The organism is Cryobacterium sp. 10C3, assembly GCF_034314285.1.
GTDB lineage: Bacteria > Actinomycetota > Actinomycetes > Actinomycetales > Microbacteriaceae > Cryobacterium > Cryobacterium glucosi.
In genome coordinates this window covers 326,884-349,215 of sequence record NZ_JAVIWF010000002.1, presented here as the reverse complement: position 1 = coordinate 349,215, position 22,332 = coordinate 326,884, and the positions used below count along the sequence as shown (strand labels likewise).

Below are 22,332 nucleotides of genomic sequence, written 5' to 3'. Positions count from 1 at the left end.
CCGCCGTTTCGCTTGTGGTGCACCACCGGCGGAACGGCGGAGCACCCGCGTTCGACCCCGCAGTGCCGCTCGCGTGGTCGATCAGGTGTCACCGGCGTCCTCCGCCGGCACCGCGAACGCCCACTCGGGCAGGTGCCCGGCGGAGACGACGGTGAGCAGCAGCCTGGCCATGCCGTATTCCGGGTCGATCGCCAGGGCCTGGTCGATGAAGATCCCGGCGACCGAGCTGCGCCCGAGCGCCCACGACAGCCAGGCGAGCATGCACAGTGGCGCGGGGCGCACCCGTTTCGGAGCTAGCGCGACCAGTGTCTTCAGGAGGTCGATACCGCGTTCGATCCGTTCAGGGTCAGGACGTTGCGAGACGGATCCGAGCATAAGGTCGCCGGTCTGCGCGAGGTCCCCTGTTGCGCCGGATCCGGCCTGCTCCTCTGCGACGATGTCGTCCATGCTGCGGCCGGTCTCGCGCTGGATCGCGGCATACCGTTCGTTCAGTTCGTGCGTCACCCGCCCGATCTCCTCGCCGAACGCGATCTGCAGCATGACCTGGTCGCGCCGGGCCGGGCTCTTCAGCAGGAACAGCAGGGTTGCTGCCTGTTCGGCGTCGAGAGCGGAGGGGTCCCGTTCGAGCGCGGCCTCCGTTGTCGACACCGGGTCGAGGATGTCCCCGACCATGGCCACGAGTTCGGGCAGGTCGGGCGCGTCGGGAACCTGGGACCCGAGGCATTCGTACCGGGTCAGCCTCCTGGCGCAGCGGTCCCGGAGCGCGAGGTCGACCTTCGGCAGGTCGGCCCGGCTCACGAGGTGCCCGAGTTCACGCCGGGCCTCCGGCGGCAGGTCGCGGTTCACCGGGGACTCCGCGATCTCGGACAGCGGCCGCCCGCCCGCCGGGCAGGCGGGGTCGAGATAGGAACCCCAGCCGTCTGCGGCGACGCACAGGGAATCCCGGACGAGGAAGCCGGACAGTTCGGCCCGGCGGCCCAGGATTTCCGCGAAGCGCTCACCGGGGATGCCCGGCACGTCCGCGAACCGTTCGTCGGTGTAGAGGACGGGTACGACGGCGTCCACCCCCTCGATCTTGCACAGCGTGCCGACGAGAGTGGTCGCGACGCGGCGGAGGACCGTGCGTGCGAGGTCGGGTTCCGGCAGGTTGAAGCGCAGGGCTCCGCAGGTGCGGTTGCCGCGGAAGGCGACGAGGACCACGCTGCGCTCGGGCTGGAACCCGGCGAGCTGTGGCACGAGGGCGAGGAAGTCGTGGGCTTCCTTGGTCTTCACGATGGTCGGTGTCATGCGGACACTCTCCCGGGGCGTTCCCTCCCCGGGTGCGCTCGCTGGGGATCGGTGCATAACTCGCGCAAGGAACGCAACCTGTGCATAACTCCCCACGTAGTCTTGGAGCTATGCCCATTTCGACCATCGTGGACGTCCTCCTCGTCCTGCTCCTGCTGGGCTATGTCGTCTCCGGCTACCGCAGCGGCCTGATCGGCAGCCTGAGCGGCATCGCCGGCCTCGTCGCCGGCGGTATCGCCGCATACTTCCTCGTTCCGCTCGTCGGAGCCTGGGTGCCTGCAGCGGAGTGGCGCACCGCAGCGACCCTCGCCACCGCCGCCGTCCTCCTGCTCGGCGGCCTGTCGATCGGCGGAACCCTCGGCAGGGTGCTCCGTCCCCGAGCGGCCCGAAGACGGCTGCTCGTCGTCGACCGGGTGTTCGGCGCCGGCATCGCCGTCGTCGTCGCAGCGAGCATCGTGTCGATGCTCGCCTTCAGCATCGGGTCGCTCGGGGTGCCGGTCCTGTCGCCCGCGATCGCCTCGTCGACGGTGGTGCGGTCGATCGACTCGCTCACGCCCGATCCGGTCAAGGCCTTCCTCGCCCAGCTGCGTGCGATGGTCGTCACCGAGGGCATCCCTCGGGTCATCGAGGCCTTCAACGGGCCGGTGCCCACGGTTCCCGTCGTCACCGGCACGAGCGCCGAACTGCTCGCCGCGCAGGATTCCGTGCTCAAGATCGTCGGGACGGCATATGCCTGCGGGCAGAACCAGTCCGGGAGCGGCTTCGTCATCGCGCCGGGCCGGGTGCTGACCAACGCGCACGTCGTCGCGGGCGTCTCAGAGCCCGTCGTCGAGTCGGCTGACGGCACGGCCCGCGCGGGAACCGTCGTGTACTTCGACCCGGCGGCCGACCTCGCCGTCATCGCCGTCGCTGGGCTCGATGCCGAACCTCTCGGCCTCGGTGCGGACCTCGCGACGGGAAGCCTGGCCGTGAGCGACGGCTATCCGTACGGCGGACCGTTCGAAACCGGACCCGCGGAGGTCGTCGCGGTCGCACCGGCTGTCGTCGGTGACATCTACGGCGACAATCCGACCTCCCGGTCGATCTACACGCTCGCGGCGGACATCCAGCACGGCGAGTCCGGCGGGCCGCTGCTCAATCAGGACGGCAAGGTCGTCGGCGTCGTCTTCGCGAAGTCGACGGTCACCGCCAACATCGGCTACGCCCTCGCGATGGAGTCCGTCACCCCCGTCGCCGCAGAGGCCGCATCACTCACAGACTCCGTCGAGCCCGGGCACTGCGTCGTCGGCTAGCTCCACCCGGTCAATGCGAAAATAGGGAAGAACACCGGGGAGCGAGACCGCTCCCCGAGGAGAGGCCACCATGACCATCACCGCTGCCGCCGACGGTTCGGCCCTCGGCAACCCGGGACCGGCCGGCTGGGCCTGGTACGTCGACGACTCCTGCTGGGACGCCGGCGGCTGGAAGCACGCCACCAACAACCAGGGCGAGCTCAAGGCCGTCCTCGAGCTCTTCCGCGCGACCGCGCACCTCGACGAGGACCTCCTCGTGCTGTGCGACAGCCAGTACGTGATCAACTCGGTGACCAAGTGGATGCGCGGCTGGAAGGCCAAGGGCTGGCGCAAGGCCGACGGCAAGCCGGTGCTGAACCTCGAGTTGCTCCAGGAGATCGACGCGGCGCTCGCGGGCCGTCGCTACCGGTTCGAATGGGTCAAGGGACACGCGAACCACCCGCTCAACGAGGCAGCGGATGCCCGGGCCAGGGCCGTCTCCGAGGCGTACCAGCGCGGTGGGCCGATCCCGAAGGGTCCCGGGTTCGTGCGCGCCGGCACCCCTGCTGCACCGGCGGCCCAGAAGGCCCCTGCGGTTCCTGCGGTCGGCCCTGCAGCCGGTGCCGGCTCGCGAGAGCAGAAGCCGGCCGTGCGCCGGGCCGTTGCGGCTCCGCCTGCGCGCGCGGCGCATCCGGAGTTGTTCTCGTTCGACGACGCGACAGACCCCGCCGCCGCGCATGAGGTCTCCCTCACGCTCACCGCAGAGCAGCACGCCCGGCTCACCGCACACGCAGCGCGCCTCGGGCTGACGGTCGAGGATGCGCTCCGCACCCTGATCTAGCGGGGTCAGTGGACGGGCAGCCAGCGGCCGTGGACGCGCTCGGTGACCTGCCACGTGATCACTCCCGCGCGGACGCGGGTGCCCGCGAGGGTGTGCGCGCCGATTCGGACCGCTGAGGCCGTATCGTCCGCGGTGAAGCGCACGGTCGCGCGCGCCGAACCGGCCACGACGGCCAGGTCGGACGCCTCGACGGTCGTGAGCTCGGCCGCGGCGGCCGCAGCAGCGGGCAGGACGGAGTCGGGGGCGACCCCGGGTTGCAGGCTGCCGATGGTCATGGTGATCCGGAACGAGGGCATTCCCTCAGCGTAAGCGGGGCTTCAGCGAGCGGGGAACCGCACCTCGACCCGGGCGCGATCGGCGAGCTCGTCGCCGGAGAGATCCGTGAGCGCGATGATCACGACGCTCGGGGCGTTCCCGAGCCGGTCGAGCACCGCTCCCACGTCGATCGCGGCGTACGGGTCGTCGGGGTCGAGTTCCTCGGGGCGCACGCCGAAGACGGCGTCGGCGTTGTCGACCAGGAGTACGGCGCCCTCTTCTTTCACCCGTTCGAACAGCCGATCGAGCGTCGCATCGGTCTCCTCGGGGGACGACGCGACGACACTGTCGAGCCCGACGGTGACGAGGGCCTTGCCGAGCTCGCTCGCAGCGGATGCCGCCGCCGCGGCCTTCGCACCGGCATCCGTGCCGCTGAACACGGCGATCGCCCCGGCGCCCGCGAGCTTCACGACGTCCCGGATCGTTCCGAGCTTCGTGACCCGTTCCGTCGTGTCGAGTGTGAATGACGCCATCACCGCGAACGAAACGCGCAGGGGGCGGCGGATGCCTGCCAGAGCGAGGTGAGCACCTCGGTCGTGAGCGGAGAGGGGTGAGCCAGACCTGGAGTTTCTCGCTCGACGTCACGGGAACCGTGAGTACCGGATGCCGTTCGATCGCGGCCTGTGCGGTGCCGAAGTCGCGGTGGCTTGCCGCGTCGGTGTCCTCGATGTCGGCCGCGAAGGCGCTCACGAGATAGCGCAACTCCGCGATGACCCGGCTGGGCCCATGCTGTGCGCTCGCCTCGCGATAGCTGATCAGGCTGTCGCTGTAGAGGAACAGGTTGATCGACGACCCGGTGACCCCGGTGCGTGCGACGTCGAGGCTGCGCGCCGTCACGTTCAGTCCGAAGGGCGACCCGGCGAGCATCGACTGGAGCGCCACAGTCGTGGCCGCGATCACCTGCCCGTAGTTCGAGAGCGAGGACATGGCGACTCCGACTTCTGGGGCAGTGGACCCGCCACCGATTTCACGCTACTCCGCCTGACCGCGCAGGTCGAGGACTTCTCGTGCCGCTGGATCAGAAACGGATGTCCGAACTCGACACGGTGAGGTCGTGGAGCACGTCGGGCAGCACCTCCACGCCGATGCCCGGCCCGGTCGGAACCCGGAGGTGGCCGTCCTCGAGCACGAACGGCTTCGTCAGGTCCTGGGCGTAGTAGCGGCTCGAGGCGGAGGTGTCCCCGGAAGAACGAAGTTGGGCAGCCCGGCGAGCGCCACGTTCGCCGCCCGGCCGATGCCGGTCTCGAGCATGCCGCCGCACCAGACCGGAACGCCGTGGGCGGCCGCGACGTCGTGGATCCGCCTGGCCTCGAGGTAGCCGCCGACCCGGGAGGGCTTGACGTTGATGATGCTGCACGCGCCGAGGGTGATCGCTGCGGCGGCGTCCCTGGCCGACTCGATCGATTCATCGAGGCAGACCGGGGTCTGGATGAGGGTCGCGAGGGCGGCGTGCCCGAGCATGTCGTCTTCTGCGAGCGGCTGTTCGATCAGGAGCAGGTCGAAGGGGTCGAGCCTGGCGAGGTGGCGGGCGTCAGCGAGTGTGTATGCGGTGTTCGCGTCGACCTGGAGCAGCACGTCGGGCCCGAAGCGCTCGCGCACGGCACGCACGGGGGCGAGATCCCAGCCCGGCTCGATCTTGAGCTTGATCCGGAGGTACCCCTCGTCGAGGTAGCCCTCGACGGCGGCGAGGAGCCGGTCGATCGAGTCCATGATCCCGACGGAGACCCCGGCGGGGACGAGGTCGCTCACCGCTCCGAGGTAGCCCCGAACGAGACTCCCGAGGTGCGGAGCTGGGCGTCGAGGATCGCGGTCTCGAGGGCGGCCTTCGACATCCGGTGCCCTTGACCGCGGCGAGCGCCGGTGCGACCCGCTCGGCGGTGAGGCGTTCGCCGGCCGCGTTCAGCCGCGGGGCGAGGTGGTCGCGGATCACGAGTTCGCAGCCGTCGAGGAACTCCGAACTGTAGAGGGGCTCGGCCTCCGCGGCGCATTCGGCCCAGCCCTCGGAATCCGCCGTTCTCACGTGCACGAGGAGGGCCTCGCGCTCGGACACCGAGCCGAAGGAGGTACGGAACGGGCTGACGAGCGGCAGGCGCACCCTGCGCAATTCGATGTTCTCGATCTTCATGTGCTCTCCTCGATGTGCGGGGCTGCGTAGTGCGGGGCTGCGTAGTGCGGGGCTGCGTAGTGCGGGGCTGCGTAGTGCGGGCTGCGTTCGGGGTCACCTGTTCCCTCGAACCTAGTGCCCGTGCGCCCCTGCCGTGCCCGCGGTTCGGGGCGGATGCCCAGCCGGCGCCGGTTAACCTCGGGTATGGGCAGGTTCACGGACAGCTGGCGGTCGCATCTCCTCTCGACGCTGTCCGGGAACTCCGAGGGACGGCCCTCGTGGGTGGAGAAGATGGAACTCGGCGAGGACGCCGGTTTCTTCGGACCGGGGTCGGCCGCGTGGGCGGTGCACGGCGGGATGGCGACGATGGTCGCCGGGATCCGCGCGCTGCTGATGCAGACCCTGCACCCGGGCGCGATGGCCGGGGTGCACGACTGGTCGCGGTACCGGGAGGACCCGCTCGGGCGCCTCTCCGGAACGATCCAGTGGCTCGTGACGGTCACCTTCGCCGACACGACCGTCGCGACCGACGAGTCGACGCGGGTCGGGCGTTTCCACGACCGGGTGACGGGCACCTACCTCGATGCGGCGGGAGTCTCGCGGCCCTACGCCGCCGGGGACGCCGAGCTGCTCTCCTGGGTGCACATCGTCTTCACGGATGCCTTCCTCGAGTCCCACAAGCTGTGGGGAGGCAGCATCCCGGGTGGCGCTGACGGGTACGTGCGCGAGTGGGCGAAGGCCGGCGAGCTGGTGGGAGTGCAGAACCCGCCGCGGTCGGCGGCAGAGCTCGCCGCCCAGTTGGCCGCCTTCACGGATGCCGGGGTGCTGAAGAGCGACGAGCGCGTCGCCGAGGCGGTGCGTTTCATCCGCAATCCGCCGCTGCGGCGCGGGATGCTGCCGTTCTACCGGGTGATGTTCGCCGGTGCGGTCGCATCGCTCCCCCGCGAGTACCGGCAGCTGCTCGGGCTGCGCCGCTCGGTGTTCCCCGTCGTGTGGGCGACCGGGGCGGTTCTCGGGATCGTGCGGATGCTGCTCGGCGCGTCGTCGACGTCGGAGGACGCGGCCCGGACCCGCATCGACCGCATCGCCCGTGCTCGCGTCGCGCCAGAGCCCGACGCTGAGGTGTCGCAGATCGACGTTCCCGGGCCCAGTTAACCTCGATCTGCGACACCTCACGGCGCGGCGGCATCCGTGGGCGGAATCGCGGCGCGGGAGGCTGCGGACAGCACGAGCGTCGCCGCCACGGCGACGGCAGCGACGAGCGCGATGGTGAGGGTCGTCACGAGCGCATCGGGGCGCACGATCGACTCCCCGGCGAGCGCCTGGCCGGTGAGGATCGCGAGAACCAGCCCCGGGCCACCGTCAGGGACGCCGACGGTGTGGGCGCCGGCGATGCCCTGGAAGTGGTCGAGTTGCGCGGCGGTCGGCCCGGTCATCAGGAAGGCGAGGCCCATCCCGATCACGGCGATCACGGTACCGGCCCGGATCGCAAGCGCCCGGGCCGGATCGCCGAGGTCCGTACGGAACAGCAGGAGCGCCGTGACGAGGGCGGCCATCCAGACGAGCACGATCGAGAATGCCATCACCGACCAGAGCGTCGCGGACACCGGGGTGGACACATTGAAGTGGCTCGTGATACCGAGGCCGGCGTCGCCGACGATGATCACCATTTCGATGACAAGTGCGATCGTCGACACCGTGCCGATCCACCAGGCCAGTCGGCGACGACGTGCAGAAAGGATCCCGAGCAGCCAGGCGAGGCTCGCCGCGTAGACGAGCACGCTGATCGAGAACTTGAGCGGCTTGGCCCAGACGGGCGCGCCGGTGAGGCTGCGCGGATCGACCAGGAGGCCGACCAGGCAGACCACCACGAGCACCGCCATGGCCGCGGTCGCCGCGAGCAGCGGTCGATGCCAGGCCAGGGTGCGCAGCGCGGGCCACGCGGTGATCTCTCGCCGGTTGTCAGCGGATGCCGGCGGTGCCGTGGTGCCTGACGCCGGGGTCTCTGGAAACTCGGGGGTGTTCATGGGGCGCTCCCTGTTCTGTCGGTCGGGCGTGGCGGTGCGGTGGCTCGTGCTGTCGTGCTGTCGTGCGATGTTCAGGGGTGTGGTCGGGTGCCGCCTCGGGTGCGGACCCCGGCGCGGGCTCGGGCGCCGCTTCGGGAGGCATGCCGTAGCGAAGGGCGGCGATGTGTTCCTGCGCGGCGCGGCGCAGGCCGGAGAAGAGCTTGTCGCCGAGAACGGTGCCGACCACGACGGTCTCGCCCTTCGCGGCCCGGTCGACCCGCGCATCCAGTTCGTCGATGTCGGCCTCGGCGGCCAGCAGGGCGGCGGCGGCGTACCGGTCGAACCAGCCGCGAGCGTCTGTCTGGCCGACCTCGGCGAAAGTGTCGACGACCCTGGCCGCGGCCAGTCGGCCGGGGTTCGCCGCCGAGACATGCCAGCCGGCGGTGAGGGCGTCCACCCGGGCCAGGGCTTTCGCGCTCACCGCGGACTCATCGATCGTCGCCGACACCGAGTGCTGGGCGATCTCGAAGGTCTCCGGCAGCGACAGCTCGGAGTCGATGGCCTCGAGCACCCGCCGGACGGCCGCGACGCTCAGCCCGCCGACCTCGGTGAGGCCGCGAATGAGGCGGATGCGCTCGAGGTGCGACTCCGCGTACAGCGCCTGGTTCGGCCCGGAACGCTCCCCGCCGGCGAGGAGGTTCTCACGCTGGTAATACTTGATCGTCGCGACGGCGGTCCCGCTCCGGGTGCTCAGCTCTGCCATTCTCATCGCTCGTCCTGGGCCTGCAGTCCGGCGGCCTCGAGGGCACGGTAGCTCGCGATGACCTCGGGAAGGGACTCCTCCCAGGGTGTCGCAGCCACACCGAGCAGTCGTTCGGTCTCTGCGGCGTCGACGACGAAGGGGGCGGTGAACTGGTAGTCGGAGTCGTTGGCGGCGCGGATGAACGGCACGAACATCCCCAGAACGCGCAGCATCGTTGGGCTGAGCCTGGCCAGGCTCCCGCGGTTGACCGTGAGTGCGTTGACGCGGGCGGCGAGCTCTGTGCGGGAAAGCGGTTCGGCGGCAGGCACGTGCCAGGCGCGACCCCACGACCCCTGGTAGTCCGCCGCCGCGAGGAGGGTTGCGACGATATCGGCCAGATAGCACCAGCTGTGCGGCGCGTCGGGGCTTCCGAAGACGCGCGCGGTCTTTCCGGCGATCAGCGGACCGAAGAAGGCGCTCCCGAGCTGGGAGGTCCTGCCAGCGCCCGGGCCGAAATAGTCGCTCGCGCGCACCTCCACAACCTGGATCTCCCCGCGCTTCGCGGCGGCGAGGGCGAGTTCCCAGCCCTCGGTGCGCACCCGGCCCTTCGGCTCGGTCGGATGCTGCGGCGTCGCCTCGGTCATCGGCATCGGGCTGCCCTCTCCGTAGCCGTAGAGGTTGCCCATCAGCACGAGCCGGGCCCCGGATCGGCGCGCGGCAACGATGGCGGCCCGGAACATCGGCGGCCAGAGCTCCGGCCAACGGTTGTACTGACGCGGTCCGGTCGTGAGGAAGATCGTGGCCGCGCCCTCGGCCGCCGCGGCGAAGGCCTCGGCGTCCGCGGCGTCGAGGATGCGGGCGGTCGCGCCGGCAGCGGCGGTGCCGGAACGGGTGGCGACAGTGACGGTGTCTCCGCGCTCGACGAGGGCACGGGCAAGGGCACTGCCGAGATAACCGGCGCCGACGACAAGCTGGGTGGCCATGGGATTCTCCTTCGGGACGGCACACGACCATCCGATCAGATACATGAACTATCTGATAGTGAGAATATCCGATAGTGGAAGTATCCGCTACCCCCTCGTCGGACCGCCGTCACTCCCCGGGAGCGAAGAAGGCGCCGATCGCCGCGCTCAGTGCGACCGGGTCGGCCACGTGGCAGAGTTCGCGGGCCGAGTGCATCGACAGGAGCCCGATGCCGACGTCCACCGTGTGGATGCCGAGCCGGGTCGCGGTCAGCGGGCCGATCGTCGAGCCGCACGGGACCGTGTTGTTCGAGACGAACTCCTGGTAGGCAACGCCCGCCTGCGCGCAGGTGCGGGCCCAGAGGGCGGCACCGGCGGCATCCGTGGCGTAGCGCTGCGTCGCGTTGATCTTGAGCAGCGGGCCCGCGCCGGGGACCGGCAGGTTCACCGGGTCGTGCTTCTCTGGGTAGTTCGGGTGCACGAGGTGCCCGGCGTCGGCCGAGAGGCACCACGAGGCGGCGTACGCACGCAGCTTGTCCGAGGCGGATGCGCCGAGTCCGGCCCCGATCCGGGTCAGGACATCGTCGAGGAGCGGTCCGCTCGCGCCGGAACGGGTCTGGGAACCGAGTTCCTCGTGGTCGAAGGCGGCGAGGACACTCGTGCTCTGGACCACGCCCGCGGCGGCGTCGAGACCGGCCGTGTCGTCGTCCGTGACCGCGAGGAGCGCGACGAGTCCCGCGTGCACGGACGACAGGTTGTCGAGGCGTCCGGCGGCGAAAAGCACGTTGCCGAGGCCGAAGCGCGCGGGGGCCGCGGAGTCGGCGGTCAGGAGGTCGTAACCGGCCACATCCGCCGCCTCGAGCCCGGCCAGGCCGGCGAGGTGGGCGAGCAGGTCCGCGGCATCGAGGTCGCCGACCCCGTAGACCGGGTTCAGGTGGCGCTGGCGGTCGAGGGTGAGGCCGTTGTTGGCGTCACGGTCGAGGTGGATGGCGAGCTGCGGGATGCGCAGGAACGGGCCGGTGCGCACGAGGTGCTCCGTGCCGTCTCGGGTGACGAGGCGCCCGGCGAGTTCGAGCTCGCGGTCGAGCCAGGAATTGAGCAGCGGGCCGCCGTAGACCTCGACGCCGGCCTGCAGCCAGCCCCGGTTGCCGATGGTCGGCTTCGGCTTGAGCTTGAAGCCGGGCGAATCGGTGTGCGCACCGAGGATGCGGAACGGCGACACCGGGCCGACCCCCGCCGGCTGCACCCAGGCGACGACCGCGCCGTCGCGCACGATGAAGTGCCGCCTGGCCACGGCCGCGTTCGCGCCGACCGTGCTGCCCGCGCTTCCCGCGCTTCCCGGCCACTCATCGCGCTCGTCGAGCCGGGTGAATCCACCGGCCTCGAGCCTTCGTTCGAGTTCCGCGGCGGCGTGGTACGAGGACGGCGACGCTGCGATGAAGCCGGCGAGGTCGTCGATGTACTCTGGGTGCGAATCCGGTGCAAAGGTCATCCCCCTATCCAAGCACCGGCCGGCGACGGGCATGCACGAGGGCTTTCGCCGGACGGATGACCGCAGAAGGGTGCGCCATGGTCCCGACCGTCCGGCCGAGCAACACCGCCGATGCGAGCACCGTTCCGAGGCGCCCGCCGAGCACCGTCGCGGATGCCGTCGCGGGCGGCGACGCGGCTGCCGACGCCTGGGTGCTGCGCTTCGAGGGCTTCGACCCGGCCACCGAGGGCGTCCGCGAAGCACTCTGCGCCCTCGGCAACGGATACTGGGGCACCCGGGGCGCTGCCCCAGAGGCTTCGTCGGATGCCGTACACTACCCGGGCACCTACCTCGCCGGCGTCTACAACCCGGTTCACACCGAGCTCGGCAGCCATTCCCGCGACGATGAGCACATGGTCAATGCCCCCAATTGGCTCGCCCTGTCGTTCCGCATCGGCACCGCGGACTGGTTCCGGCCAGAGGACCCCGGAGTCCTGGAGTACCGGCAGGAACTCGACCTCAGGCGCGGCCTGCTGACCAGGGTCATCCGCTTTCGGGACGCCGACCGGCACACGACAACGGTCACCTCGCGGCGTTTCGTGTCCCAGTCCGACCCGCACGTCGCCGTGCTCGAGACGACCTTTGAGGCTGAGGGCTGGTCCGGCCCTGTGACGGTGCGCTCGGCCGTCGACGGCCGCGTCGCGAACCGCAATGTGGCGGCCGATGCCGCGCTCACGAACAGGCACCTGATGCCACGTGCCCGCACCGAGGTCGACGACCGCACCGTGCTGCTCGAAATGGAAACCACCGTCTCGGGCGTGCACATCGCGATGGCCGCGCGCACCCGGGTCTTCGAGGCCGACCCTGCGGGCGCGGATCGGCCAGGCCCACCCCGCGAGATCATGGTGGACCGGCGATTCCTGAGCGAACCCGGCTTCGTCGCGCACGAGTTCGAGCTGCACCTCGAGCCTGGGCGCCCGGTCCGGGTGGAGAAGACCGTCATCGTCGGCACGTCGAGGGACCGTGCCGTCGTGTCGGCGCCCTTCGCCGTGACCGCGTGGATGCGCCGGGTCGCCGACCCGGCGGACCTTCTCGTCGCGCACGAACGTGAATGGCGCGGGCTCTGGGACGAGTTCGCGGTGAACCTCGACGACAACGAGCACCAGTCCCTCGCGCTCAACCTCAACACCTTCCACGTCTTGCAGACCCTCGCCGGCGTCGACGCCGACCTCGACGCCGGCGTCCCCGCCCGTGGGCTCACCGGGGAGGGCTACCGGGGGCACGTGTTCTGGGACGAAGTCTTCGTCTACCCGGTGCTCACCCTGCGCCGCCCCGACCTGAGCAGGGCGCTCATCGGCTACCGGTACCGGCGCCTCGCCGAGGCCAGGGCGGCCGCGACGGCCGCCGGCCTCGAGGGCGCGATGTTCCCCTGGCAGAGCGGCATCGACGGGCGGGAGGTGACCCCGGCCGAACTGTTCAACCCGCGCACCGGCGAGTGGATGCCCGATCATTCCCACAACCAGCGCCACGTCGGGCTGGCCGTCGCGTACAGCGTGTGGACGTACTACCAGGCAACAGGGGACGTCGACTTCCTCATCCACCAGGGTGCCGAACTGCTGCTGGAGGTCGCCCGGTTCTTCGCGGCCCTGGCCAGGTACGACGAGAGCGCCGACCGGTTCGACATCACCGGCGTCATGGGACCTGACGAATTCCACGATGGAGCCCCCGGAGCGCCGGGAACGGGGCTGCGCAACAACACCTATACCAACGTGATGACCGCCTGGCTGATGGCGCGGGCCGTCGACATGGTCGCCGTGCTGAACGGGCGCAGCTGCCGGCCGCTCTGGAACCGGCTCGGCCTGCGCCCGGGCGAGGTCGACCGCTGGCGGCACATCGGCAGCCGGCTCCGGCTGTCGTTCCTGGCCGGAGGGGTGCCCAGCCAGTTCGACGGATACGAGGCGCTCCCCGAGTTCGACTGGGCGGGGTATCGCGCCCGCTACGGCGACCTCGGCCGGCTCGACCTGATCCTCAACGCGGAGGGCGACAGCACGAACAACTACCGGGTGTCCAAGCAGGCCGACGTGCTGATGCTGCTCTACCTGTTCTCGGCCGAGGAACTGCGGAGGCTGCTGCACGGGCTGGGGTACCCTCTGCCGCCGGAGGCCGTCGTCGCCACGGTGGACTTCTACGGGTCCCGGTCCACGCACGGGTCGACCCTGAGCAACGTCGTGCATTCCTGGGTGGAGGCCCGTCGCGACCGGGAGCGCTCCTGGCAGTTCCTGACCAGGGCCCTGGACAGCGACCTCGCCGACATCCAGGGCGGCACCACCCACGAGGGCATCCACCTCGGCGCGATGGCGGGGTCCGTGGACATGATGGTGCGGTGTTACAGCGGCCTCGAGATCCGCGACGACATCCTCTGGCTCCACCCCGTGCTCCCCGCGGAGCTCGGTGCGTTCTCGTTCAGCATCAACTACCGGGACCACCCGATCCGGCTCGAGCTCACGTCGACGAACCTGCGCGTGACACTCAGCGCCGGCGGTGCCCCGCCGATCCGGGTACGGGTGGAGGGCCAGGACGCCTGGCTCGCCCCGGGCCAGGTCCGCGATTTCCCCCTGGTCCCGTAGCGGAGGCCCTAGACTGACCGCAATCGACTAGGTGGGGGCACAATGACCGACGGATCAGGCAATTACATTCCGATGCCCGCGGCGGCTCCCGCGGCGGGCTGGTATCCGGACCCCGCAGGCTCCCTCGCCAGCGCTGGTGGAACGGCGCGGCCTGGACCATGGACCTGCACTATCCCGAGCCTCCCGTCTACGGGCGCCTCGCTCCGACCAGGGTCCTCTCACCGGACACGCCCGTCTACACCGCGGCCATCTGGATCATCACGCTGCTGCCGCTCCTGTCGCTCATCAACGTGGCGTCGACCGACCTCACCGCGGACTTCAACCGGGGGCTGTCGGAGGGCTCCACCGGCACGACGACGTCGGCGACGGATGTCCTCAGCCAGCTCCTCAGCATCGCCGTCTACGCGGCGTCGGTCACCCTCGCCTACTTCGACCGGCGCCGGCTGCTCGCCGACGGGTTCACCCGCCCGTTCCACTGGGCCTGGACCTTCCTCTCCTCCGGTATCTACGTGATCGGCCGCTCGATCGTCGTGCGTAACCAGGCGGGCCGCGGCCTGACCCCGATCTGGGTCTGGACCGGCATCGTCGTCGTCACGACGCTGGTCACCTTCGCCAAGTTCGCCGCCCTCGTGCCGCTCTTCCTCACGACGATCGGGTCGGGCATCGCGGCCTGAGCGGCAGCCGGCGAGCGCGTGTGTTCCGCGGCTAGACCTCGCTCTGCAGGGCCGCGCGGGCGAAGGCGGCCCCGCCCGGGGTGATCGTCCAGTTCAGGTAGTCGCGGGGCTTCCGTTCGAAGACGCCGAGGTGGTTGAAGAGGCGCCACTTGGGGAGCACGACCTGGAACGCGGCATCCGCGGAAAGGCGCTCGCCGTTCTTCTGCCCCCAGCCGATGGTCTCGAGACCGAGCGCGAGCGCCTGCTTGAACAGGGCTGCCTCGGTGAAACCCCGCCGGGCGATGAGCACCAGGAGGAGGCTGGTCGCGTCCGCCTCGACGGGCGAGCGGCTCGTGCGAATGGTGCGCGCGAGGTGCCACCAGAGTTCACGCGGGTTTTCGGCGAGTGCCCGACCCCTGCTCGTGAGCATGAGGCGACCCTTGCTCACCCGCAGCAGCCCGACCCGGCGGAGGTGGTCACGCAGCTCCTGCAACGGAAGCATGTGCACCTCACGGTTGACCGTCACGGGCCAGCCCCAGTCGAGCTCCGTCGTCGCCGCGAGCACATCGACCGGCGGCAGGTAGCCGGCATCGGTGAGGCGGATGCCGTCGGCACCCACCCGGCGCAGGATCCATTGCACGTGTCCCACCATCCGCTGCATCGCCCGCTCGGGCAGCAGAATCGTGTCCCTCACGCGGGCCTCGGCGAGCATGAGCCGGAAGCCGGCGATCGCGTCGGGGTGCATGCGGGATTCGAGTTCCTGGGTGACCTTCACGTTGCGAGCCTACCGAGCGTCCCGGCAGAACTGTCAGCGGCACCTGCGAAGCTGGGACGATGACCGACACCCGGACCGATACCCGCGCATCCGCCCGTGAGATTCTCCGCACCCTGGTCGGGCGCGACGACGCCGACTTCCACGAGGGGCAGTTCGAGGCCATCTCCACCCTCGTCGACGACCGCCGCCGCGCGCTCGTCGTGCAGCGCACCGGCTGGGGAAAGTCCGCGGTGTACTTCGTCGCGACCCTGCTGCTGCGCCGCCAGGGCGCAGGCCCCACCATCCTCGTCTCGCCGCTGCTCGCCCTCATGCGGGACCAGGTCGCCGCGGCGGCGCGCGCCGGCGTGCGTGCCGTGTCGATCAACTCCTCGAACGCGCACGAGTGGGCCGGGGTGCTCGAACGGCTGCGGAGGGATGAGGTCGACGTGCTTCTGGTCTCCCCCGAGCGGCTGAACAACCCCTCCTTCCGCGACGAGCAGCTGCCCGCGCTCATCAGTCGCGTCGGCCTGCTTGTCGTCGACGAAGCGCACTGCATCTCCGACTGGGGCCACGACTTCCGTCCGGACTACCGGCGGCTGCGCGACCTCATCGCGACGATGCCGGCCGGGGTGCCGGTCCTCGCGACGACCGCAACGGCGAACAGCCGCGTCGTGACGGACGTCGCGGAACAGCTCGCACCCGCGGCGCCGGCAACAGGCCAGGCAGCGGGGCCCGGCGTCGTCACCATCCGCGGGCCGCTCGCCCGAGCCTCCCTGCGGCTCGGCGTGCTTCGGCTGCCCGACTCGCGAGCCCGGCTCGCCTGGCTGCTCAGCCACATCGACGAGCTGCCCGGCAGCGGCATCATCTACACCCTCACCGTCTCAGCGGCCGAGGACACCGCACGCCTGTTGCGCGAGGCCGGCCATGCCGTGCGCGCGTACACCGGCCAGACCGACACCGCGGAACGCGAGGAGTCTGAGGGGATGCTCAAGCGCAACGAGGTCAAGGCCCTCGTCGCCACAAGTGCCCTCGGCATGGGCTTCGACAAGCCGGACCTCGGCTTCGTGCTGCACCTGGGCGCCCCCTCCTCCCCCGTCGCGTACTACCAGCAGGTCGGTCGCGCGGGGCGCGCGACCGAGAACGCCGACGTGCTCCTGCTCCCCGGTATCGAGGACGAGGCGATCTGGCAGTACTTCGCGACCTCGTCGATGCCGAGCGAGCACAAGGCTGAGGCCGTGCTCGGCGCCCTCGGCGACGCGGGTGGTCGCCCTCTCTCGACGCCGGCGCTCGAGGCGCGCGTCGACCTCAAGCGGTCCCCCTCGAACTGCTGCTCAAGGTCCTCGACGTCGACGGCGCCGTGCGCAGGGTCACCGGCGGCTGGGTGTCGACCGGGAAGCCCTGGGTCTACGACCAGGTGCGCTACGAGCGCATCGCGGCCGCCCGGCTCGCCGAACAGCAGTCGATGATCGACTACGAACGCACGACCGGCTGCCGGATGGAGTTCCTGCAGCGCGCCCTCGACGACGACACCGCGGTGCCCTGCGGCCGGTGCGACACCTGCACGACCGCGTGGTACCCGTCCGACGTCGCCGTGGCGGCGGCCTCGGCAGCCGCCGCCTCGCTCGACCGGGTCGGCGTGGAACTCGAACCCCGCGCCCAGTGGCCGACCGGGGTCGCGAGCCTCGGGGTCGACGTGCGCGGCAACATCCCGGTTGGCGAGCGCCTCGCCCCCGGCCGCGCCCTCGCCCGGCTCACCGACCTCGGCTGGGGCGGACCCCTCCGTGACCTCTTCGCCGTCCAGGCAGCGGATGCCCCGGCGACCGCCGCGATGACAAGCGCCTGCGTACGGGTGCTCGCCGACTGGAACTGGGACGAACGACCCGCCGCGGTGATCAGCATGCCGTCGCGGCGGCATCCGCTTCTCGTCGCCTCGGTCGCCCGCGCCCTGTCGGAGGCCGGGCGCCTGCCCTGGCTCGGCTCCCTGGACCTCGTCGGCGGCGGGCCCGCAGGCGGCAGCGGCGGGAACAGCGCCTATCGCCTCGCCGCGGTGTGGAACCGTTTCGAGGTCGGGCCCGAACTCGCCGCGTCCCTGGCGCCCTTCGCCGGCAAGCCGGTCCTGCTGATCGACGACCTCGCCGACAGCCGGTGGACCCTCACCGTCGCCGGGCGGCTGCTGCGCCGGGCGGGCACCTCTGCGGTGCTCCCGTTCGCCCTGGCGCTGCGTTCCTGAGTCCGCGCGCGTTCCGGGAGCCGCGCACGCATCCGCGATGACACATCCTTCCGGTAAACTCCCCGGGCATTCAGAACCAGGGAGACCCGTGACATCGACACTCAAGACCGAGCGACCTGCTCCGGCGCCGCCACGCGAAACCACCGTGCGCCGGGATATCCAGGGGCTGCGGGCCGTCGCCATCGTCGCGGTCGTGCTCAACCACGTGATCATGTGGCCGACCGGCGGTTTCATCGGCGTGGACATCTTCTTCGTCATCTCGGGATTCCTGATCACCGGGATCCTGCTCCGCGACCATGAGACGACGGGCACGATTTCGCTCCGGCGTTTCTACGCCAGGCGCATCCGGCGGATCGCTCCGGCCGCGGTGACCGTACTGGTCGCCACGGCGGTCCTCGCCCACTTCCTGTTCAACACCACGCGGGCGCTCTCCACGCTCTGGGATGCCGCCTGGGCCTTCGTCTTCGCGGCGAACTGGCACTTCACGGCCATCGGCACGGACTACTTCCATGCGACCGACCCGGCCTCGCCGCTGCAGCCGTACTGGTCGCTCTCGGTCGAGGAGCAGTTCTATCTCGTCTGGCCGATCGTGGTGCTCCTCGTGCTCACCGTGGGCGCGAAGCGCCTGCGGAGCGTCCGCCGCGGCAGGGTGGTCCTCGGCCTGGTGATGGTCGTCGTCATTGTCGTGTCTTTTTGTCATGCCCTCGGTGAGAGCGCGACCACGCCGTCCGCCGCCTACCTGTCCACGTTCTCCCGGGTGTGGGAGCTCGGCGTCGGCGCCCTGCTCGCCGCGGCCGCCCCGGTCTTCCCCCGGATCCCCGTCGCCCTGCGCGGGCTCCTCGGCTGGGCTGGACTGCTCGGGATCCTGGCCGGCTTCTTCCTGATCGACGACGCCCTCGCCTTTCCAGGGCCCTGGGCAGCCGTCCCCGTCGCCGCGACCGCCCTCGTGATCATCGGCGGCATCACCGGCCCGCAGCACTACCTGTTCCCGCTCACGAACCCGCTCAGCGTCTGGATCGGCGACCTCTCGTACTCGCTGTATCTCTGGCACTTCCCGGTGATGGTGTTCCTGCTGATGGCCGACCCCACGCTCAGCGTGCAGGTCATCCTCGGCATGATCCTCGCGCTCTCGATCGTGTCGTACTACCTCATCGAGCAGCCACTGCACCGGTCACCGTGGCTGCACCGGTTCGGCGATTCAGCGGAATCCAGCCGCCTCGCCTGGCGCACCTGGCGGGAGAAGTTCGGCTCCCAGTTCATTCTTGCCGGGCTGAGCCTGTTCGTGATCGCGACCGTGATCGGTGTCAGCGCCCAGGTCACCCTGCACGGCACGAGTTCCCCGGCAGCACCCATCGCGGCGCCCGGCCCGGTGGAGGACCCGACAGCCCAGCTGCAGGCGGATCTCGGCGCGGCTGCCTCGTCAACCGAGTGGCCGGGGAACCTCTCCCCCACCCTCGACGACGCGATCGCGACGACGTCGAAGAACAACCCGGCCAGGGGCTGCTTCGATGTCGGAAGCACGCCGAGCTTCGACGGCTGCACCTGGGGCAGTTCGGACGCCCCGAATCACATGTACCTCGTGGGCGACTCGACGGCCCTTGCCTATGCCCCCGCGTTCAAGGCGATCGCGGAGGGCAGCAACGGGCAGTGGAAGATCACCACGATCGGCCTGTACGGCTGCCGGTTCACGGCCGTGCCCGTGCAGAACGACGGCGCCGGCGTGATGGATGCCTGCCCCCAGCGCAAACAGGACGTCGCCCAGCGCATCGTGGCCGACAACCCGCGGCTCGTCGTGATTTCGAACGCATACGCGCTCGGCAAGACGCCCGACCGGACCGCCCTCTCCGCGGAGACCCTCGTCGCGTCGACGGCCGCGGAGGCGGCCGTGTACAACGCCGCCGGCCGGATCGTTTACCTCGCACCGCCGCCCCTCGGGGCCAGCCTCGGCCAGTGCTATTCGCCGGTGTCGAGCCCGCAGAACTGCAACACGGGCATCGACCAGGCCTGGCAGGACTTCGCGGCGGCGACCAGTGCGTTAAACGGATCCGGCAGCTTCTTCGTGTCCTCGCTGCCGTTCAGCTGTTACAACGGCGCCTGCCCGGCGTTCGCGGGCACGATTCCGACCAAGTACGACACCGTGCACATGACTCCTGCGTATTCGACCCACATCGCCCCGGCCATCCGCTTCGCCCTCGGGGCGCTCGGCCTGATGTAAGCGGGTCGTTTCCGGCGGGGTCAGGCGACCCTGACCTCGATCTCGCCCGGCTCCGCGGCCTCACTGCCGAAGACCAGGAACCGGTTGGCGATCTTGTCGGTGAAGAACCGGTCATGGCTGACCACGACGACAGCGCCGGGGAAGTGCACGAGGGCCCGCTCCATCACCTGGGTGCTCGACAGGTCGAGGTGGTTGGTCGGTTCGTCGAGCAGCAAGCACCGAAGCCCCGGAGAGCAGGCACTGCGCCATGGCGACGCGCGCCTTCTGCCCGCCGGACAGGTTGCCGATCGTCTGTTTGAGGTCGGCCTCTGAGAACTGGAACATCGCGAGGAAGCGGTTCACCGACTTGCGGGTCGCGGTGAACGCGAGGCTGCCGGGCATGGCGTTCACCGCGTGCGTGACGGTGTCCTTCTCGTCGAGCTCGGCGAGGACCTGGTTGTAGGAGACCGGCGCGATGCCGCCCGCCCAGGTCACGGACCCGGAGTCGGCCTTCTCCTCGCCGTCGAGAACCCGCAGCAGGGTCGTCTTGCCGCTGCCGTTGGCGCCGAGCACCACGATCCTGTTCCCGCGCCGGACCTCGAAGCTCAGGTCGGAGAACAGGGCCTTGTCGCCATAGGACTTGCTGAGGCCCTCGACCCGGCAGAGCACGTCCTTCACGTGCAGGCCACGATAGATCTCCGTGATGATCTGGTCGACCGGGCGCGGCGCCCTCGCCTTCTTGATCTGCGCCAGCTGGCCGTCGAGGGTGCGGCTCGCCGCCTTCGCCGCCTCCCTGCGGTCGGAGATCCCCTCGGACTCGAACGCGAGGAGCTCGGACTCGTGCACGAACTGCTGCTCGAGCGTCTTGAGCCGGAACTGCTTCTGGATGACGTATTCGCCGAAGTTGCCGGGGTACTCGTGCAGGTGGAAGTTCTCGACCTCGATGATCCGGGTGACGACGGCGTCGAGGAATTTCCGGTCGTGCGAGACGATGATCGCCGCGCCGTGGAAGTCCCGGAACCAGGCCTCGAGCCATTCGACGCCGGCGACGTCGAGGTAGTTGGTGGGCTCGTCGAGGAGCAGGACGTCGGGGTCCTCGAGCAGGATCTTGGCAAGCGCCGCCCGGTTGCGCCAGCCGCCGGAGAGCTCGTCGATCGCGCAGACGCGGTGGGCCTCGTTGAAACCGAGGGTGCTGAGTGCCGTGTCGATCCGGCGCGGGTAATCCCAGCCGCCGAGCCGGTCCATGTCCTCGAACAGTTCGGCCTGGCGGTGCAGGAGGGCGTCGAAGTCCGTGGCCACGGCGATGGCCGCGTCGATCGACGCGAGTTCGGCTTCGATGGCCTTGATCGGAGCGAAGAGGCCGTGCAGGACCTCGGTGATGGTGGAGGAGCCGTCCAGTTCGGAGAACTGCGAGAAGTACCCGATCGAGACACCGCTCTCGAGCGTGACGGTGCCGGAGTCCGGTGCCACCTGGTCGAGGATGAGCTTGAGGATCGTGGTCTTTCCCGACCCGTTCTTGCCGATCAGGCCGACCCGGTCGCCCGGCTCCAGCCGGAAGAAGGCGTCGCGCAGGATCTGCGTCTTCTCGAATCGAACACTGACGTCATTCAGCCTGATCAGGCTCATTACTGCTGTCCTCTCGAGGGACGCCCAGGGAATTCGGCGAGCGGAGCCCAGTCGAGTCTACAAAACCCCGGGCGCTTCAGACCCTCAGCGCTACCGAACCTCAGCGCAGCACGTCCATCCGGGCCGGGTCGTCGGGATCGTGCGGCACCTCGCTCCGGGCGGACAGCATCCCGAGACGCACGAGGTCGATGCCGAACAGGTCAGGCCGTCCATGCAGGCGGCGGCGCCAGGTGGCCGGCACCGCCTCGAGTCCCCACCGTCCCGCGAGCAGCGCGCCGGCGGCGGCCACGCTGGCGGGATCGGCACCGCTGAGCGCGGCAGCGGAGATGACCGGTTCGACGCGGGAAGCATCCACGGCGCCCGCGTCGCCGAGGATCGCCCACGCGCCCTGCAGAATCCAGCCGACCGGACCCACACGCTGCACGTCGACGGTGCGGCCCCGCCCGGCCGCGGCGAGGTGGGCCTCCCAGGCGGCACGCGTCTCTGCGGGCAGGGTCTCGAACCCGGCCCGGGGATCGAGGCGCCCCTCGAGGACCGCCACGCGGAGTGAGAGCGCGAAGAGGACGCCCGCGTCGCCGGCGCCCGGGTCGGCGTCGGGGCGTCCCGAGTCGGTCGGTGCGGTGCGGTTCAGCGCGGTGCCGCGCACGGACGACACCAACCGCGCGGCCTCGGCGAGCGCCACGGGGTCGTCGAGCAGGGCGAGGGCGACGGGGGCCGTCCGGAGCAGGCACCGCCCGGCCGCGAGCCCGGCCGCATCCGGATCGCCGACGTCGGGTTCCGCGGCCGGGCCGGGGTCTTCCCGCACCGCGGCCTCCCTGGGGTCGAGGCCGTCGGCCGTGAGCAGCGCGAGGTCCACGGCCGCGGCCGTCCGCTCGGACCACTCGAAGTCACCGCCGGACGCGAGGGCATCCCCGGCGGCGAGCCCCAGCAAAACAGCGCCGGACCGATCATGCTGTTCGGGTGTGAGCACGGCGACCTCCGTGGCAGGAGCAACGACATCGAATGCGCGCAGCATACGTCCCGGCGGCACGGCCGACAAGGCGGCAGCCCCCTCCCGTGGCGCGCATTCGCGATGGCGGAGAACGACCGGCGCGGGCGTCATCGTGCGTCACGGGAATAGTCGGGGATGCCTGCACCTTGTTATTCTTCGGAAGTCCCCGGTGAACACACCCGGCCCGGAGACTCCCTCGTGTGAAGGACCGCCACCCTGGTCTTTCACCTTCCGAAGCGTCAAACCGGCGGTTCGATT

Annotated in this window: 19 protein-coding genes and 2 pseudogenes; 9 read left to right on the top strand and 12 right to left on the bottom strand. The window is 70.4% G+C overall.

The genetic code is table 11. From position 1 onward, the window contains the following. Positions 1-81 precede the first annotated feature (81 nt). Positions 82-1,287 carry a DUF4192 domain-containing protein gene (locus RGU41_RS02190; protein ID WP_322135405.1) on the bottom strand — a complete coding sequence of 402 codons (1,206 nt, stop codon included), beginning with the start codon at positions 1,285-1,287 and terminating at the stop codon, positions 82-84. Between the two features lie 110 nt (positions 1,288-1,397). On the opposite strand from RGU41_RS02190, the gene RGU41_RS02185 reads away from it, so the two are divergent. Together RGU41_RS02185 and RGU41_RS20685 are read left to right on the top strand one after the other, a co-directional pair. Then, positions 1,398-2,579: a MarP family serine protease gene (locus RGU41_RS02185; RefSeq protein ID WP_134445886.1), complete on the top strand. Its 1,182-nt coding sequence runs from the start codon at positions 1,398-1,400 to the stop codon at positions 2,577-2,579. A 70-nt stretch (positions 2,580-2,649) separates the two neighbouring features. Next, on the top strand, positions 2,650-3,399 hold the full coding sequence (locus RGU41_RS20685) for an RNase H family protein (RefSeq protein ID WP_416172949.1): 750 nt from the start codon (positions 2,650-2,652) through the stop codon (positions 3,397-3,399). 5 nt (positions 3,400-3,404) lie between these two features. Here the strand turns inward: RGU41_RS20685 and RGU41_RS02175 are convergent, their stop codons facing one another. Both RGU41_RS02175 and RGU41_RS02170 read right to left on the bottom strand, forming a co-directional pair. Next, positions 3,405-3,695, bottom strand: a complete 291-nt coding sequence (locus RGU41_RS02175; protein ID WP_322135404.1) for a hypothetical protein — start codon at positions 3,693-3,695, stop codon at positions 3,405-3,407. Between the two features lie 21 nt (positions 3,696-3,716). Then, positions 3,717-4,187, bottom strand: a complete 471-nt coding sequence (locus tag RGU41_RS02170) for an AAA family ATPase (protein WP_322135403.1) — start codon at positions 4,185-4,187, stop codon at positions 3,717-3,719. A gap of 77 nt (positions 4,188-4,264) precedes the next feature. On the opposite strand from RGU41_RS02170, the gene RGU41_RS02165 reads away from it, so the two are divergent. Both RGU41_RS02165 and RGU41_RS02160 read left to right on the top strand, forming a co-directional pair. Then, entirely contained in the window at positions 4,265-4,411 is a 147-nt protein-coding gene (locus tag RGU41_RS02165) for a hypothetical protein (RefSeq protein ID WP_322135402.1), read from the top strand. A gap of 84 nt (positions 4,412-4,495) precedes the next feature. Beyond that, positions 4,496-4,624: a hypothetical protein gene (locus tag RGU41_RS02160; protein WP_322135401.1), complete on the top strand. Its 129-nt coding sequence runs from the start codon at positions 4,496-4,498 to the stop codon at positions 4,622-4,624. A 108-nt stretch (positions 4,625-4,732) separates the two neighbouring features. Here RGU41_RS02160 and menC read toward each other — a convergent pair. Further along, a pseudogene (gene menC / locus RGU41_RS02155) lies at positions 4,733-5,839 on the bottom strand (o-succinylbenzoate synthase). 183 nt (positions 5,840-6,022) lie between these two features. On the opposite strand from menC, the gene RGU41_RS02150 reads away from it, so the two are divergent. Beyond that, positions 6,023-6,973: an oxygenase MpaB family protein gene (locus RGU41_RS02150; RefSeq protein WP_322135400.1), complete on the top strand. Its 951-nt coding sequence runs from the start codon at positions 6,023-6,025 to the stop codon at positions 6,971-6,973. Between the two features lie 17 nt (positions 6,974-6,990). Here RGU41_RS02150 and RGU41_RS02145 read toward each other — a convergent pair whose 3' ends face one another. The 4 genes from RGU41_RS02145 to RGU41_RS02130 all read right to left on the bottom strand — a co-directional run bounded on the left by RGU41_RS02145 (position 6,991) and on the right by RGU41_RS02130 (position 11,020). Next, on the bottom strand, positions 6,991-7,845 hold the full coding sequence (locus RGU41_RS02145) for a hypothetical protein (RefSeq protein ID WP_322135399.1): 855 nt from the start codon (positions 7,843-7,845) through the stop codon (positions 6,991-6,993). Continuing rightward, complete coding sequence (locus RGU41_RS02140; protein ID WP_322135398.1) at positions 7,781-8,587, bottom strand: MerR family transcriptional regulator; 807 nt, start codon at positions 8,585-8,587, stop codon at positions 7,781-7,783. Before RGU41_RS02140 ends, RGU41_RS02145 begins: the two co-directional genes overlap by 65 nt. Before the next feature lie 2 nt (positions 8,588-8,589). Further along, on the bottom strand, positions 8,590-9,549 hold the full coding sequence (locus RGU41_RS02135) for an NAD-dependent epimerase/dehydratase family protein (RefSeq protein WP_322135397.1): 960 nt from the start codon (positions 9,547-9,549) through the stop codon (positions 8,590-8,592). Positions 9,550-9,658: 109 nt separating this feature from the next. Further along, the gene (locus RGU41_RS02130; RefSeq protein WP_322135396.1) at positions 9,659-11,020 is read right to left on the bottom strand and encodes a M18 family aminopeptidase; all 1,362 of its coding nucleotides are present in this window, start codon (positions 11,018-11,020) and stop codon (positions 9,659-9,661) included. A 77-nt stretch (positions 11,021-11,097) separates the two neighbouring features. Between RGU41_RS02130 and RGU41_RS02125 the strand changes: the two genes are divergently transcribed. Together RGU41_RS02125 and RGU41_RS02120 are read left to right on the top strand one after the other, a co-directional pair. Then, positions 11,098-13,626 (top strand): glycoside hydrolase family 65 protein, encoded by a 2,529-nt coding sequence (locus RGU41_RS02125; protein WP_322135395.1) that lies wholly within the window; start codon positions 11,098-11,100, stop codon positions 13,624-13,626. Between the two features lie 158 nt (positions 13,627-13,784). Then, positions 13,785-14,300, top strand: coding sequence for a hypothetical protein (locus RGU41_RS02120; protein WP_322135394.1), 516 nt, complete (start codon positions 13,785-13,787; stop codon positions 14,298-14,300). Between the two features lie 31 nt (positions 14,301-14,331). Here RGU41_RS02120 and RGU41_RS02115 read toward each other — a convergent pair whose 3' ends face one another. Beyond that, the gene (locus tag RGU41_RS02115; protein ID WP_134445897.1) at positions 14,332-15,054 is read right to left on the bottom strand and encodes a hypothetical protein; all 723 of its coding nucleotides are present in this window, start codon (positions 15,052-15,054) and stop codon (positions 14,332-14,334) included. A 59-nt stretch (positions 15,055-15,113) separates the two neighbouring features. Between RGU41_RS02115 and RGU41_RS02110 the strand changes: the two are divergent. Continuing rightward, a pseudogene (locus RGU41_RS02110) lies at positions 15,114-17,263 on the top strand (DEAD/DEAH box helicase). Between the two features lie 88 nt (positions 17,264-17,351). Continuing rightward, positions 17,352-19,478, top strand: a complete 2,127-nt coding sequence (locus RGU41_RS02105) for an acyltransferase family protein (RefSeq protein WP_322135393.1) — start codon at positions 17,352-17,354, stop codon at positions 19,476-19,478. A 20-nt stretch (positions 19,479-19,498) separates the two neighbouring features. On the opposite strand, the gene RGU41_RS02100 is transcribed toward RGU41_RS02105, so the two are convergent. From RGU41_RS02100 to RGU41_RS02090, 3 genes are all read right to left on the bottom strand, one after another. Beyond that, complete coding sequence (locus RGU41_RS02100) at positions 19,499-19,627, bottom strand: hypothetical protein (RefSeq protein WP_322135392.1); 129 nt, start codon at positions 19,625-19,627, stop codon at positions 19,499-19,501. Continuing rightward, positions 19,590-21,083 carry an ABC-F family ATP-binding cassette domain-containing protein gene (locus RGU41_RS02095; RefSeq protein WP_322135391.1) on the bottom strand — a complete coding sequence of 498 codons (1,494 nt, stop codon included), beginning with the start codon at positions 21,081-21,083 and terminating at the stop codon, positions 19,590-19,592. Before RGU41_RS02095 ends, RGU41_RS02100 begins: the two co-directional genes overlap by 38 nt. Positions 21,084-21,183: 100 nt before the next feature. Next, a complete protein-coding gene (locus RGU41_RS02090) occupies positions 21,184-22,053 on the bottom strand; it encodes a hypothetical protein (protein ID WP_322135390.1) in 870 nt (289 codons plus the stop codon). Positions 22,054-22,332: the final 279 nt, after the last annotated feature.